Below are 12,689 nucleotides of genomic sequence, written 5' to 3' on the forward strand. Positions count from 1 at the left end.
GAACGAGTTCAGGACTACATGGACCGCTTGTCCCATTAAAGGGAACTGGCGGATCTAGTTTTTTTCACACCAAATTATAGCTCTTCACCATTGGATTCAATAACTTTTTTGTACCAGTGGAAACTCTTCTTCGGTGTTCTGCTCAAGTCTCCGTTACCGTCGTTATCCTTGTTGACATGAATGAAGCCATAACGCTTCTTCATCTCCCCAGTGGATGCGCTAACCAGGTCGATACATCCCCACATGGTGTAGGCAATCAGATCTACGCCGTCAGCTACGGCTTCTTTCATCTGTTCAATGTGACCTTTCAGATAATCAATGCGATAGTCATCCTGAATGGAGCCGTCTTCCTCGACCACATCGACAGCGCCCAGACCGTTCTCAACCACCATCAGTGGAATCTGATAACGATCATATAGATGATTCAGCGTGTAACGCAATCCTTTAGGGTCAATCTGCCAGCCCCAGTCGGAAGCTTCGAGATATGGATTTTTGATTCCGCCCAGCAGATTACCTTCTGCTCTTTCCAACGTCTGATCCGCACTTTCAACCAGAGACATGTAATAACTGAAAGAATAGAAGTCTACGCAGCCTTCGCGCAGGGTCTGTTCGTCTCCCGGTTGCATCTCGATCTGGATGCCTTCTTCGGCGAAGAAACGTTTAGCGAATCCAGGATACGCGCCACGAACCTGTACATCACCACAGATCATGTTAGACAGTTGGTCTTTCTTCTGTGCAAGCAGCATGTCGTCCGGGTTACATGTATTTGGGTACGTTGTCATGAACGCAACCATACAGCCAATTTTGAACTCAGGGTTGATCTCATGTCCCAATTTTACCGCTTTAGCACTTGCGACAAATTGGTGATGCAGTGCCTGGAAGCGAGTCTGTGGATTATCGATACCATCCGTCAACGACTCTTTGCCTTCGAACAAGATACCTGCACCCATATAAGCACCCATTGGCATTGTCAAAATGTTGATTTCGTTGAACGTCAACCAGTATTTCACCTGATCCTTGTAACGGTTGAACAGGGTTGTACAATAACGGATATAACAGTCGATGACTTCACGGGAAGCCCAGCCGTTATACTTCTGTGTCAGACCGAATGGCGTTTCATAATGAGAGATCGTTACGAGCGGCTCAATATTGTACTTTTTCAACTCGGCAAAGACATTATCGTAGAACTGCAATCCCTCTTCGTTGGGCTCCAGATCATAACCGTTCGGATAGATCCGGGACCAGTTGATGGACATGCGGAACATTTTAAAGCCCATCTCTGCCATCATGGCAATATCTTCTTTGTAATGTCCGTAAAAATCAACCGCTTCATGGCTCGGATAATACGTACCCTCTTCCAATACAGGCGTAATCCGGCGTGGAATCGTGTGGGTTCCCCCTGTCATCATGTCAGACGTGCTCGGCCCCTTGCCACCTTGGTTCCATCCACCCTCGAATTGATTGGCAGCCGTAGCGCCACCCCAGTAAAATCCTTCTTTCATTGTCATGATCAGTTCCTCCTTCATATCTCAACAAGACTATGTAACCAGTGTACCACCCATACCCTGACACCTGTTGTCATGGTATAATCATGGCATGGAAAATAACCGACTATTTCGAATGTTGCTTTTGTTATTGGAGAAAAAGAAAGCCACTGCACCCGAACTCGCCCGTTTGTTCGAGATTTCTGTACGCACGGTGTACCGTGATATCGATCGGCTGAGCGCTGCGGGCATTCCCGTCTATACGACGACCGGCAAGCATGGCGGCATTCATCTGATGGACAACTATGTCATGGACAAGTCGCTGCTGTCGGAAGAAGACCAGAACGAAATTTTGATGGGACTCTATAGCGTCAGTGCGATTCCCCATCTTAACAGTGCCCATATGCTGCAACGGTTAACCGCCCTGTTTGATCACAAACTGGATTGGATCGAATTCAATTTCTCGCCATGGGGCAGCATTCCCCTCCAGGAGAGAGAACTGTTCAATCAGGTGAAACAGGCTATATTAACAAATCAACTAATTACGTTTCACTACATTAATTCGGATGGTGAGAAGAGCATTCCGACCGTGGAGCCACAGAAACTTATATTCAAAAACAGTACGTGGTACTTCAAAGGATATATCCATGATGATCCCGACCGGAGAGAATTCGAGACATTCAAGATGAAACGGATCACCCAGTTGACTTTTCTGGCGAGAAAACACGATCACTCTTTTAATGCGGGGTCAACCTATCCTGAATCAGAGATAGCTCCTGCCCTGACCCCTCTGACACTCTCGTTTTCCAGCACCATTGCATACCGAGTACATGATTTTTTCGAACCGTCCCTCATTAAAAAAGAGCCTGATGGCAGGCTCCGTGTCTCTCTCGAACTGAATGTTGGGGAATGGCTCTACTCCTTCCTGCTGTCGTTTGGTTCCGAGCTGACCGTCATCGAGCCTGCTCATGTTGGACAGGAATTGCTCAGGCGTCATATCAAAGCTGTTGAACATTTGCAGAACGTCATGAACAAACAACCCGACAATGAATGATATAATATAGGCCTATACAACTTTTGAGCACAGCTGACTCTCTGTCATCCATCTGACCGAAGGAGGTTTATCCATGCAAGACATTAGACGCAACAATGTGGAACGTTTCAAAGGTTTCGGTACGTTATACGATCAAAATCGGCCAGCTGCTCCCACTGAAGTGGTGGATATTCTAACGACATATCTTGGCAGCACACCGCGTATGGTCGCAGATGTTGGCTGTGGCACCGGCTTATCATCGTGGATCTGGCTTAATGAGGCAGAACGCATCATGGGCTTTGAACCCAGCGATGACATGAGATCTGTCGCGGAGTCCAAGTGGGAATCTGCTGGCAAGCCGGATAACCTTCGGTTCGTGTCTGGCTTGTCTCACGACCTCGGGCTTCCGGATGGTAGTGTGGATGTGCTGACCTGCTCGCAATCGTTTCACTGGATGGAGCCGCAACCCACACTGCGCGAGTTTGCACGTGTACTTCGTACAGGGGGCATATTTGCTGCCTACGACTGCGATTGGCCGCCAATGCTGGACTGGCAGCTGGAACAGGCCTATCTGCAGCTGAATACGGAGGCAGATCATCGAGCAGCCAGTCTGGCTCCTCAAGAGAATCAGGCACACAAATGGAGCAAAGATGGGCATCTGCAGCAGATTCAGCAGTCCGGGCTGTTCAGATATGTTCGGGAAATCGTGTTTCATCACCACGAGACATTCACAGCCGATCGTTACGTCAATCTTGCCCTGAGCCAAGGCGGCCTACAAACGGCGTTGAAGCTCGGAGCGGATGATCTATTAACAGCTGCCGACGACTTTAGAGAGCTGGCTAATCGTGTATTTGATGGAGAATCCAGAAAAGTACTCTTTTCTTATCGCATGCGCCTTGGTATTGTCTGAAAGCAGTACGTTGCTTGCACCTTTGGTACATACCAAATGAAATAAGGAGGTCCTACACGTCATAAACATGATCTGTAGGATCTCCTTTTTTATAGCGTTATTCTGCTCTAGCAAATCGTACGACTCATTGCGTTCGAGATTTGAATATATGCTTTTGTCTACATCATCAGGAGGAGAATAAGTCACTTAATTGTCGCTCCTGTACATTCAATGCCAACACCAATTTTGTTGGGTCTTGTCTTGAATAAATGACGTTAATGATATGACCTTGCTGCACCTGCGGCAGCGCAGATGACAAAATTTCTTTTTGCGTTGTCACATTGAAGGTTTCACCGTTCGTCTTTGTTATGCTGAGCTTGAGCTGAAGCTTGATTTTATTGCTACCTTCACTCCCCAGTGGAGTGACATCAAGAATCTTGGCCATCGCTTTTTCACCTGTTCTCGCAATATCCATCATTTCAGGAGATACCCCTTGCTGTACCATCTTCTCATCCAGCAATTGCTGCATATCTTCTTGCGACAACCGCCCTTTCAGATCAAGTCCTACCTTGCGCTCATCCTTAACAGAAACCACTAACGGAATGAAACTGCCCGGTTGGAACTGTGCCATGGATGTCAATGGAATGACAGTTTTCATCTCCGTATCGTATTTCTCTCGCCCCTTACGCGACACCGTCAGACACAACCGAACCTCAGGCTGTTCATTAATATACGTACCTGTCTGTTGTATAGTTTTAATGACCCCAACTGCTGGTAAACCTGTCTTCACTCGACCTACGCCAAAAATATTGCTCAAAATCGCAGGAACAAAGATCAGTGCGAACCCGGCAAAGATCGCCGGAGTGTACCACCATGCCTGCATAACCATAAACGGATCATTCCACAACTGCTGTGCCAGAAATGGGGAGAACCCCACTCCGAACACCGTTAATACGCCAATGAACCTCAGGAAAACTACCATATGATCCACCCTCTCTTAATACTTCTTTTAATATCTCTATTAATCGTTGTTATACGCATTTCATAAATAGAATATCACTATCTTATAACCAAATACCTTCTAGATAGACAATATCCCCATGTAAATCAGCTCAGACGGATTTGCTGGATTCTGACCTAATCCCACCCGATCGCCTACTCGTGGAATCTGCATCTTCGATACCAGTGTCTCCAATGTACGCTGATACTGGTTACCGTTTGTCTCCGTCACATCCAATACAAGCACAACTATCGGATCAAAGTTGATCAGTTTCCCCGTATCGGTGATCGTCACCACCGTAGCTGTTGCAGTTAATGGAAGCGAACCACTCGCCGCCAATTGTGCCTGCTTTGCCGAATCCAGACTCTGATTGATGGCCTCCCGATGTTCCTTTGATACAAAACCTTTCATCATCATGCCAGTGAGTCCTTTATTCATCATTTTATCCGCTTTAGCAATTGCATCTTCCTGTTTGTTCTTTTTACCGAACCATCCCATTGAAAACACCTCAATTTGTTTTATTTTTGATTATAGTTAAATTATAAACACCACGGCTTGTCCTTGAATACCCTTCTGGCGGCATACAAAAAAAACGAAAAATCCGGCAATTGAATTACCGGATAATCGTTTCTTTGGTAAGGTTTGAAGCCAATTTCGCAAAAAAAGATCTGCTAATCCGATTTTCATTTCACTATTAGCAGATATATTTTGCGTCAAGTACGCTGGCAAGGTACAAAATCACACCAAAAACAGTGGGATTTAACCCATCAGCTTTCCAACATCCACACTTTTTTCAACTTTGATGTTCCCCGTTTTAAACAATGCAATAATCAAGTGCGCTGTTCGGTGAGATACGTTTTGACTGAAGGAGCCTTATAAATCGAAAACTGCTTCAAGATTCCCTCTGGAGTATCATCTGTAATGACCATATCACGATACTTTGATTGCATGAAATGGTCGCGTTCCATAGTATCAAACATAGCTACAAGTGGGTCAAAATATTGATTGATATTCAGTAATCCACACGGCTTTTGATGCAATCCTAACTGACCCCATGTAAAAATCTCGAAATACTCTTCTAATGTTCCAGGTCCACCAGGAAGAGCAATAAATCCATCTGCCAATTCAGCCATCTTTGCTTTGCGCTCATGCATGGAATCCACCATAATAAGCTCTGTTAAGCCCGTATGTGCTATCTCACGATTTTGGAGAAATTGAGGGAGTACTCCAACAACAGAACCCCCATGTTCCAGCACTGCATCAGCAACAATTCCCATAAGCCCGACATTAGCTCCACCGTAAATCAAAGTGATTTGATGTTTGGCAAGCTCTTGGCCTAATTTAAGTGCACCTTCTTTATAAATCAAAGAAGCTCCTTCACTAGAACCACAAAATACAGCGATTGATTTCATAATCCATCTCCGGTTGTTTATTTTATTTTTCTGAGTAACGTGCCTGAAGCTTTTGTTTATGAGATATTAGGATATCTTCAAGCGATATATCATATTTATTTGCGATCACGATGAGATTTCCCAAAACGTCTCCAAGTTCTTCTGTTAATTCAGTTTTATTATCTTGATATGTACCTGCAACCTCATCTGGACGATCCCTACCAATCTCTAATGCACGGATGGCACGAGCTACTTCCCCGGTTTCCTCGGCGAGAAATCCAATACGGACAAAGATATCTAAGTCTGACCAGTTGCGATTCTTGTAATATTCCTTAACCCATTGTTGAAATTCAATAATATCCATGTTCCCCTCCAACATAACAAGATGACTTGATCTCAAAACTCGAAAATAATAATACCATAATGAAAGTTAACAATCTATTTCATCGTTTGTTGAAACCAGCCGACTGTATATTTAAATGATCGTTCTGGGATCTGTTTATGAGGTAAGGCTGTTCCAATTCCATTTCCAGCTCTATTTTTTGCGTAACAGGTATACCAGCTTCCGATAATACATGGCCGCTTCCTTGTATTTCCGCTGATCCTCGGACACAACGGCCATTCCCTCATATAAAGGTTCAAGCCGCATGACATGCTGCGCAGATTCAAAATAAGGCAGACACGCAAGTGCCCGCTCCATGAAAACCTCGCGATCTCCATGTGCAAGAGCCAGATGGCTCTGGTAGAAGGTTGCGCTCATCTGCTGGTCCTGTGTTGTTGCACATTTCAAAAGTTGATCTACACTCTGCGCAAGCACGCCCCAGTTCTTCCGTGCCAGAGCTACTTCGCATCTATACACACCGATGAGCGGCTGCATGGCCTGCTGTGTTTCTTCCGGTTCCTGCTGCAATAGCGACTCAAATCTTTCAATCTCAGCCTGTGCCTGATCCAGTTCACCTGTCATCGTCAGCATGACAATCCGATTGTTGGCAATCGCCGTCACCAGATCACCCTGGTTGCCAGCATACACGAGGTTCGCTTCCGCCATGGTTAGTGCAGAGAGTGCCTCTTGAACCAGCCCCATCGCGAAGCAATAGCCACTATATGCCACATATAATCCGGACAAACGATGGAACATCCGCTGATCATAGACATGACGCATCGTAAGCTCGAATACCTGTTTTGCCTCTTCATACTGTTTGACCTGAATGTAGGCCTCCATCTTGATGTTTTGCACAGACAGCCAGAATTCACTGCCAGGAAGCGCCAGCTCACTGAGCCTGGTTGCATGAGTTAGCACATCCACAAAGGCCATTTTAGAGCGGTAATATTGTATTTTATAGAATAAGAGCGCCTTAACTAACGGACGCGGCAGATCAATATCGTCTGGACGACCGTATTTCTCCAGGTAAAAATTGAGGTAAGACGTATGTATATATTCATGAGCCGTTGCATCGTTTAATTGCTGATAATAGACCGCCTTCATCAAGGCCGTTGTCAGCTCTACGGTCAGCGTGTCATCCCGATCTGCCAGCGCATGCACCGTATCTTCGGATATCGCCGACGCTGGAACTGACATTTGTTCGAAAATAACCTCTGCCCGTTCAAGTGTTTCCTCGTCCTGATCTGCCGCCTTTACAATATAGGATGGGGGTACCCCAAGACGCCCAGCGATGGCTTCTGCCAAGTCCTCAGGGAGTGGATAACGATCCGCCAGAATATTTGCAAAATGAGCCTGCGTGACCAGACCTTCCACAAGGTCTTTACGGGAGATTTGTTTTCTTTTGCTTAGCAGTTCAATGCGTTCTTTCAGCATGGTATCCCTGTCCTTTCTATCCTAACTAGCGAGTACATTCTATTCACATCATCGCAAAATTAGACATATAACGCCACCCTTCCAGTGAAATCAAACGAAACGGTTTCCGTTTCCGAGGTAATTGTTTTACAATAAGGAGGTATGTGTAAGAGCATTTTATCGAAATGCTGGAACATGAGCTGAATATGAAAGGATGCAAATAAATGATTATTAAACCAAGAACACGTGGTTTTATTTGTACTACTTCCCATCCTGTAGGTTGCGCTGCGCAAGTGCAGGAACAGATTGATTATGTGAAATCCCAGCCACAACTGAAAGGACCTCGTAATGTGCTCGTCATCGGTGCTTCCACCGGTTACGGACTGGCATCACGCGTTGTCTCTGCTTTTGGGGCGGGAGCGAATACGGTCGGCATTTATCGCCCAAGCAGCTCCACAGAGAAACGTACAGCGTCAGCAGGCTGGTACAACTCCGCCGCATTTGAAAAAGCCGCTGAGGAAGTAGGCCTGAAATCGTACAGCATCACAGGCGATGCATTCGCAAACGAAACAAGAGACAAAGCCGTTGAACTCATTCGCAGTGAACTCGGTCAAGTGGATCTGGTCGTATACAGCGTAGCCTCGGCACGTCGTACCGATCCAAACACGGGTGAAGTATTCAACTCTGTGCTGAAGCCTATCGGACAATCCTACACGAACAAAACAGTAAACTTCCACACAGGGGAAATTAGCTCCGTTACACTGGAACCGGCAAACGAAGAGGAAATTCGTCAGACGGTATCCGTTATGGGCGGAGACGATTGGGAACTGTGGATGGATGCCCTGCAACAAGGCGGCGTGCTTGCTGACGATGCAACAACGATCGCTTTCTCCTACATCGGTCCTGAACTTACCCATGCCATTTATCGTGATGGTTCCATCGGTCAGGCCAAGAATCATCTGGAAGCGACTGCACACAAGCTGAATGATCGTCTAAGTTCAAAAGGTGGACGTGCGTACTTAACTGTAGCCAAGGCGCTGGTGACTCAATCCAGTTCTGCGATTCCAGTCGTGCCGCTGTACATCTCAGCATTGTACAAAGTCATGAAAGAAAAAGGCTTGCATGAAGGCTGCATCGAGCAATTGCAACGTCTGTTCGCTGATCGCCTGTATGCAGGAGGAGAAGTTCCAACCGATGCAGCAGGTCGCATTCGCATTGACGATTGGGAGATGAGAGCTGACGTTCAGGAAGAAGTGGCGAAGCTTTGGAATGAATTGACCACAGAGAACATCTACGATCTGTCCGATCTGGAAGGTTACCGTCGCGAATTCTTCCAGCTGTTTGGTTTTGAAACCGATGGTGTGGATTATGAAGCAGATGTTGATCCGAACGTTGAAATGCCTCATCTGGTGATATGATTTTAAAATCAATGAAGGGGGAGCCAGATGGCTCCCCCTGTTTTGTCCTTTTTAGATTTGTTCATCAATTCCAATTTTGTATCCATACACTGCTTCGTATATCCCCTAATCAAATCGATTTAAGCAGCTTTTTCAGCTCTTTCGGTATCGTCTTCTCCACGGTGATTGAACGCGCTCCATGCATGGACGCAAAAAATTGAAGCCCTTCCCGAAAATCCGTGATCCATTCCTCCAGAGGTGGAGCAGTCTCTTCCATCGATAACAAACGAACAGTAAATACTCCTGTTTTGCGATCAAGTCGCGGGTCCATACGTCCGATCAACCGATCACCGTGAAGAATCGGCATAGCATAATAACCGTAGGTTCTTTTCACCTCTGGCGTATAAATCTCCCATTTATAATGAAAATCGAATAAATCGACAATACGTTCTCTTCTCCATAACAGGTTATCCAGCGGCGGCAGGAAACGTACCGGACCAGACGGATCATAGTCGGCCCTGGCTGTCTCTAAATTCAACAGCATTTCTTCATCTTCTGTACGAATATAATATGGCGTTGCCACACCATCTATATCCAGTGGAGTTAATTGCCCGGATGCTACACGTTCAGCGATGTGTGCACGTCGCTCCGATGCTGTCCATTTCAGCCACCCCAGTCTTGGATCACGGGCATCCACCACCCTATAAGCATCTATGTACTTATCCATAAGCGCTTGATGCTGATTAAGCATATCCTGTTCTTCTCTTGAGGTTGACTCCTCCCCACGTAAATCCGGTTCGGTAATCTGAAAATATCGTTCATTCCCTTGCCTTGCCACTACCCGAATAGCCGCTGTATCCAACAAAAGATTTAGTGCCAGGCTTGTGTCCTTCGTCTTAGGTGTATCCGGGTGGTCCCAATACCCACTAACCCGCTCAACTGCACGAAATGCTTTGGAGGGCAAAGGTCCTTCCTCAGCAAGACGTTGCATAACATGCTCCACGGTACCTTCCAAACCTTGCAGGGAAGGTGCGAGACGTTCTCTCATTCTGGCACGCACAGGTTCAAAGAGGGCATAGTCTTCGATTGGAATCACACATGCCGCATTGGCAAAATACTCAAATACCTTGTGATTACTTAGCAATGTATGTAAATATGCGGGGCTATATCCCGGATCACGGGCACCCAGCACCAAATGCTGATTTCCGGCTACCGCAGATACCGGATCAATCTGCACGCAACCGAGACTGCGAATTAGCTCCATGACCTGATCCGGCCCGGAGTGCCCCGCTTCCGCTGGCCAACGTGCCAGTAAACCTTGCGTGTGCAGCAAAAGACGTCGAACAGCTACTTTACTTATACGTAGAGGTGTTGTCATCGAAATGGCTCGTCCCTTCTAACTTATATTCATGATCAACCAGAAGCTTCCCCAACCAAAAGAAGATTTATAGGAACATTATGCACTTTTTCGCACACATTGGAAAAAAATAAAAAGAAGCACCACCATCCTGGATGATCTGCTTCTTGTGTTTGACCTTTTGCAATTTTTCCTGCTTCGTAGGCATGAGCCGTACATGCTGGGATAACGCACCATAATCTCCGTTAACTCTACGGCTCTGTTCCGAGCACCACTTACCTGACCGCTCTGCTTTGCGTAATGCTTTTTGTGTTTGTGTACGTGCCATAATGGATCACACACTCCTTTGGTTGATATACACTCAATATATCATGTGCAGCTATGCAAGTGAAGGTGAAGCATTTTTTGTTGAAGCGGCTAAATTAGTACTACTGTTCTTGAAATCAAAAAAGGCCGCTATTATTAGCGTCCTTTTTTGATCTTTCATCTTCTTTATTGTTCAACTTTAAACCATGGACCTGCATTTTGTATGACACCCCATAGTTTCGCTGGTAACAAAAGATCACTAACTTTGGATGATTTAATCACGTTTTGAATTTCCGATTCTCTCCCTTGTTGAACTTTTTCAATCCACTCTGGATCAGAGATTAATACACGCCCAATTACTGCTAACGAAAGTCCTCTCTCCAAGCTTTCAGTAACATCCTCTGGGCTTTCCAAGGAACCGGCTGCAATGACTGAAATTCGATTATTGGCATGTTCAACAATCAGCTCAAGATACGTTTTTTTGTTATCTTGGTTATATTTTGGTTTTGACGTAAGGGCTTGTACCAAGGAACCATGAACATAATCAACATTTTCTTCAATCAGTTTATCAATCAGTGCGTAAGTATCTTTCATTCTAAGGGCATCTTGTTGATGTTCCTCTGGGGAAATGCGGTAACCTAAAATAAATGGTTTTGTCGAATATTTTTCAATAGCTTTTTTCACCTCTCGAATAACAGCTATTGGAAAACTCAGACGTTTTTCCAGTGAGCCACCCCATTGATCTTGACGTTTGTTGAAAAATGGAGATAAAAAGCTTTGAAGTAAAAAGCCGTGAGCTCCATGGAGTTCAACACCATCAAAACCAGCTTCAATTGCACGTCTTGTAGTTTCACCGAACGCATGAATAATTTCCAGAATTTCTTCATGGGTAAGCTCTCTAGGGGACACTGCTTCAGTCAGAGCAACACCGCTTGGACTTACCACGTCGCCATTAGGAACTAATTCAGCAATCGCTTTATCTCCAGCATGGAACAATTGAAGAATTGCTGGAGCTCCTCCACTCTTAGCAGCATCAGCCAATTTTTTTAGACTAGGGATAAATGAATCATTATATGCGGCGAATTCATGTGTAAATCCAATACCATTAGGTAGGACATGAGTACAGCCAGTGATAACTAAACCTACACCATGAACTCTTTTTTTATAATATGCAACTTCCTCATCGGAAATCGTGTAATCATCATTACTTGACCATGTCGTCATCGGAGACATAACCACTCTATTCTTTAAGGTAATCCCTTTATTGAATGTAAAGGGTTCAAACAAGTTATTAAATTTACTCATTGTACGTTCTCCTTTATATTTTGATTTCTAAGTGCTTATTCATGGAACAGATGAAGGTGACCTTATCTCATCCATCCCAATCACAAGTTCTACACAAGAATATCAGGTTAACCTAAGGGGAAGTAAAGTAGGAATTGATACGTAATTTCAAACGATTTTCTTTTAATAATCTCATATGTGATAGAATAACAGTTACAGTAACTGTAACTATGGAGGCGATCAGATGTTTTTTTCAATGAAATATGTGGTGGAGAATTATAATATAACTGCAAAGACACTTCGATTTTATGAAGAGCAAGGGATCTTACCGAATATTTCGCGCGACGAAAAAGGGAATAGAGTCTATACCGAACAACAAATCGATTGGATTTCTTTTATTCTTTGTCTCAAAGAAACAGGAATGCCACTCTCTAAAATTAAAGAATACAAGGAATCTTATGAGATGGGGAACTCCACTTATTTAGAAAGAGAGGAAATGTTAAAGAAACATAAAATTGAATTACAAAAGAAAATTGAAGAAAGTTTGAAACATATGGAAGAAATAAATTATAAATTAGCTATGTATGAACTTCAAAAAGATGAGGTTAGGAAAAATCCTAACCACAATTTTAAATGTCACGGCCTTGAGGTGAACATTGTCCATACCAATGGGGCTGAACCAAATATTCAGAATGCTACAACCAACAGATGAACAAACAGAGCTCGAAATACCTATCAAAAATAACCAGTCGC

The 12,689-nt window shown here is 44.6% G+C and carries 13 protein-coding genes; 4 read left to right on the top strand and 9 right to left on the bottom strand.

The window, feature by feature from the left end; genetic code table 11:
* Positions 1 to 74: 74 nt before the first annotated feature.
* Positions 75 to 1,508, bottom strand: coding sequence for a glycoside hydrolase family 1 protein (locus PAHA3_RS17285; protein ID WP_062835807.1), 1,434 nt, complete (start codon positions 1,506 to 1,508; stop codon positions 75 to 77).
* Between the two features lie 88 nt (positions 1,509 to 1,596).
* Here PAHA3_RS17285 and PAHA3_RS17290 point away from each other — a divergent pair, with 88 nt between their 5' ends.
* Both PAHA3_RS17290 and PAHA3_RS17295 read left to right on the top strand, forming a co-directional pair.
* Positions 1,597 to 2,538, top strand: coding sequence for a helix-turn-helix transcriptional regulator (locus PAHA3_RS17290; protein WP_260986625.1), 942 nt, complete (start codon positions 1,597 to 1,599; stop codon positions 2,536 to 2,538).
* Positions 2,539 to 2,611: 73 nt separating this feature from the next.
* The gene (locus PAHA3_RS17295; RefSeq protein ID WP_062835809.1) at positions 2,612 to 3,427 is read left to right on the top strand and encodes a class I SAM-dependent methyltransferase; all 816 of its coding nucleotides are present in this window, start codon (positions 2,612 to 2,614) and stop codon (positions 3,425 to 3,427) included.
* Positions 3,428 to 3,593: 166 nt separating this feature from the next.
* Here PAHA3_RS17295 and PAHA3_RS17300 read toward each other — a convergent pair whose 3' ends face one another.
* The 5 genes from PAHA3_RS17300 to PAHA3_RS17320 form a co-directional block, all read right to left on the bottom strand.
* Positions 3,594 to 4,388, bottom strand: coding sequence for a hypothetical protein (locus tag PAHA3_RS17300; RefSeq protein WP_062835810.1), 795 nt, complete (start codon positions 4,386 to 4,388; stop codon positions 3,594 to 3,596).
* Between the two features lie 99 nt (positions 4,389 to 4,487).
* A complete protein-coding gene (locus PAHA3_RS17305) occupies positions 4,488 to 4,904 on the bottom strand; it encodes a hypothetical protein (RefSeq protein ID WP_062835811.1) in 417 nt (138 codons plus the stop codon).
* A 332-nt stretch (positions 4,905 to 5,236) separates the two neighbouring features.
* On the bottom strand, positions 5,237 to 5,818 hold the full coding sequence (locus tag PAHA3_RS17310; protein ID WP_062835812.1) for a TIGR00730 family Rossman fold protein: 582 nt from the start codon (positions 5,816 to 5,818) through the stop codon (positions 5,237 to 5,239).
* A 22-nt stretch (positions 5,819 to 5,840) separates the two neighbouring features.
* The gene (locus tag PAHA3_RS17315) at positions 5,841 to 6,161 is read right to left on the bottom strand and encodes a MazG nucleotide pyrophosphohydrolase domain-containing protein (RefSeq protein WP_062835813.1); all 321 of its coding nucleotides are present in this window, start codon (positions 6,159 to 6,161) and stop codon (positions 5,841 to 5,843) included.
* Positions 6,162 to 6,332: 171 nt separating this feature from the next.
* Positions 6,333 to 7,613, bottom strand: a complete 1,281-nt coding sequence (locus PAHA3_RS17320; protein ID WP_062835814.1) for a hypothetical protein — start codon at positions 7,611 to 7,613, stop codon at positions 6,333 to 6,335.
* A gap of 203 nt (positions 7,614 to 7,816) precedes the next feature.
* Between PAHA3_RS17320 and fabV the strand changes: the two genes are divergently transcribed.
* Positions 7,817 to 9,010 (top strand): enoyl-ACP reductase FabV, encoded by a 1,194-nt coding sequence (gene fabV, locus PAHA3_RS17325; protein WP_062835815.1) that lies wholly within the window; start codon positions 7,817 to 7,819, stop codon positions 9,008 to 9,010.
* 109 nt (positions 9,011 to 9,119) lie between these two features.
* On the opposite strand, the gene PAHA3_RS17330 is transcribed toward fabV, so the two are convergent.
* The 3 genes from PAHA3_RS17330 to PAHA3_RS17340 form a co-directional block, all read right to left on the bottom strand.
* Positions 9,120 to 10,367, bottom strand: coding sequence for a winged helix-turn-helix domain-containing protein (locus PAHA3_RS17330; protein WP_062835816.1), 1,248 nt, complete (start codon positions 10,365 to 10,367; stop codon positions 9,120 to 9,122).
* Between the two features lie 67 nt (positions 10,368 to 10,434).
* On the bottom strand, positions 10,435 to 10,674 hold the full coding sequence (locus PAHA3_RS17335) for a hypothetical protein (RefSeq protein ID WP_062835817.1): 240 nt from the start codon (positions 10,672 to 10,674) through the stop codon (positions 10,435 to 10,437).
* A 164-nt stretch (positions 10,675 to 10,838) separates the two neighbouring features.
* Complete coding sequence (locus PAHA3_RS17340) at positions 10,839 to 11,957, bottom strand: NADH-dependent flavin oxidoreductase (protein ID WP_062835818.1); 1,119 nt, start codon at positions 11,955 to 11,957, stop codon at positions 10,839 to 10,841.
* A gap of 235 nt (positions 11,958 to 12,192) precedes the next feature.
* On the opposite strand from PAHA3_RS17340, the gene PAHA3_RS17345 reads away from it, so the two are divergent.
* Positions 12,193 to 12,648 carry a MerR family transcriptional regulator gene (locus PAHA3_RS17345; RefSeq protein WP_235599458.1) on the top strand — a complete coding sequence of 152 codons (456 nt, stop codon included), beginning with the start codon at positions 12,193 to 12,195 and terminating at the stop codon, positions 12,646 to 12,648.
* Positions 12,649 to 12,689 lie beyond the last annotated feature (41 nt).

The sequence above is a fragment of the Paenibacillus amylolyticus genome, from assembly GCF_001570725.1.
Classification (GTDB): Bacteria; Bacillota; Bacilli; order Paenibacillales; family Paenibacillaceae; genus Paenibacillus; species Paenibacillus amylolyticus_A.

Excerpts from the sequence above, each read along its gene's own strand:
- PAHA3_RS17295 (WP_062835809.1), top strand. The coding sequence starts at position 2,612 with ATGCAAGACATTAGACGCAACAATGTGGAACGTTTCAAAGGTTTCGGT.
- PAHA3_RS17315 (WP_062835813.1), bottom strand. The coding sequence starts at position 6,161 with ATGGATATTATTGAATTTCAACAATGGGTTAAGGAATATTACAAGAAT.
- PAHA3_RS17285 (WP_062835807.1), bottom strand. The coding sequence starts at position 1,508 with ATGACAATGAAAGAAGGATTTTACTGGGGTGGCGCTACGGCTGCCAAT.
- PAHA3_RS17290 (WP_260986625.1), top strand. The coding sequence starts at position 1,597 with ATGGAAAATAACCGACTATTTCGAATGTTGCTTTTGTTATTGGAGAAA.
- fabV (WP_062835815.1), top strand. The coding sequence starts at position 7,817 with ATGATTATTAAACCAAGAACACGTGGTTTTATTTGTACTACTTCCCAT.
- PAHA3_RS17305 (WP_062835811.1), bottom strand. The coding sequence starts at position 4,904 with ATGGGATGGTTCGGTAAAAAGAACAAACAGGAAGATGCAATTGCTAAA.
- PAHA3_RS17330 (WP_062835816.1), bottom strand. The coding sequence starts at position 10,367 with ATGACAACACCTCTACGTATAAGTAAAGTAGCTGTTCGACGTCTTTTG.
- PAHA3_RS17310 (WP_062835812.1), bottom strand. The coding sequence starts at position 5,818 with ATGAAATCAATCGCTGTATTTTGTGGTTCTAGTGAAGGAGCTTCTTTG.
- PAHA3_RS17345 (WP_235599458.1), top strand. The coding sequence starts at position 12,193 with ATGAAATATGTGGTGGAGAATTATAATATAACTGCAAAGACACTTCGA.
- PAHA3_RS17335 (WP_062835817.1), bottom strand. The coding sequence starts at position 10,674 with ATGGCACGTACACAAACACAAAAAGCATTACGCAAAGCAGAGCGGTCA.
- PAHA3_RS17340 (WP_062835818.1), bottom strand. The coding sequence starts at position 11,957 with ATGAGTAAATTTAATAACTTGTTTGAACCCTTTACATTCAATAAAGGG.
- PAHA3_RS17300 (WP_062835810.1), bottom strand. The coding sequence starts at position 4,388 with ATGGTAGTTTTCCTGAGGTTCATTGGCGTATTAACGGTGTTCGGAGTG.
- PAHA3_RS17320 (WP_062835814.1), bottom strand. The coding sequence starts at position 7,613 with ATGCTGAAAGAACGCATTGAACTGCTAAGCAAAAGAAAACAAATCTCC.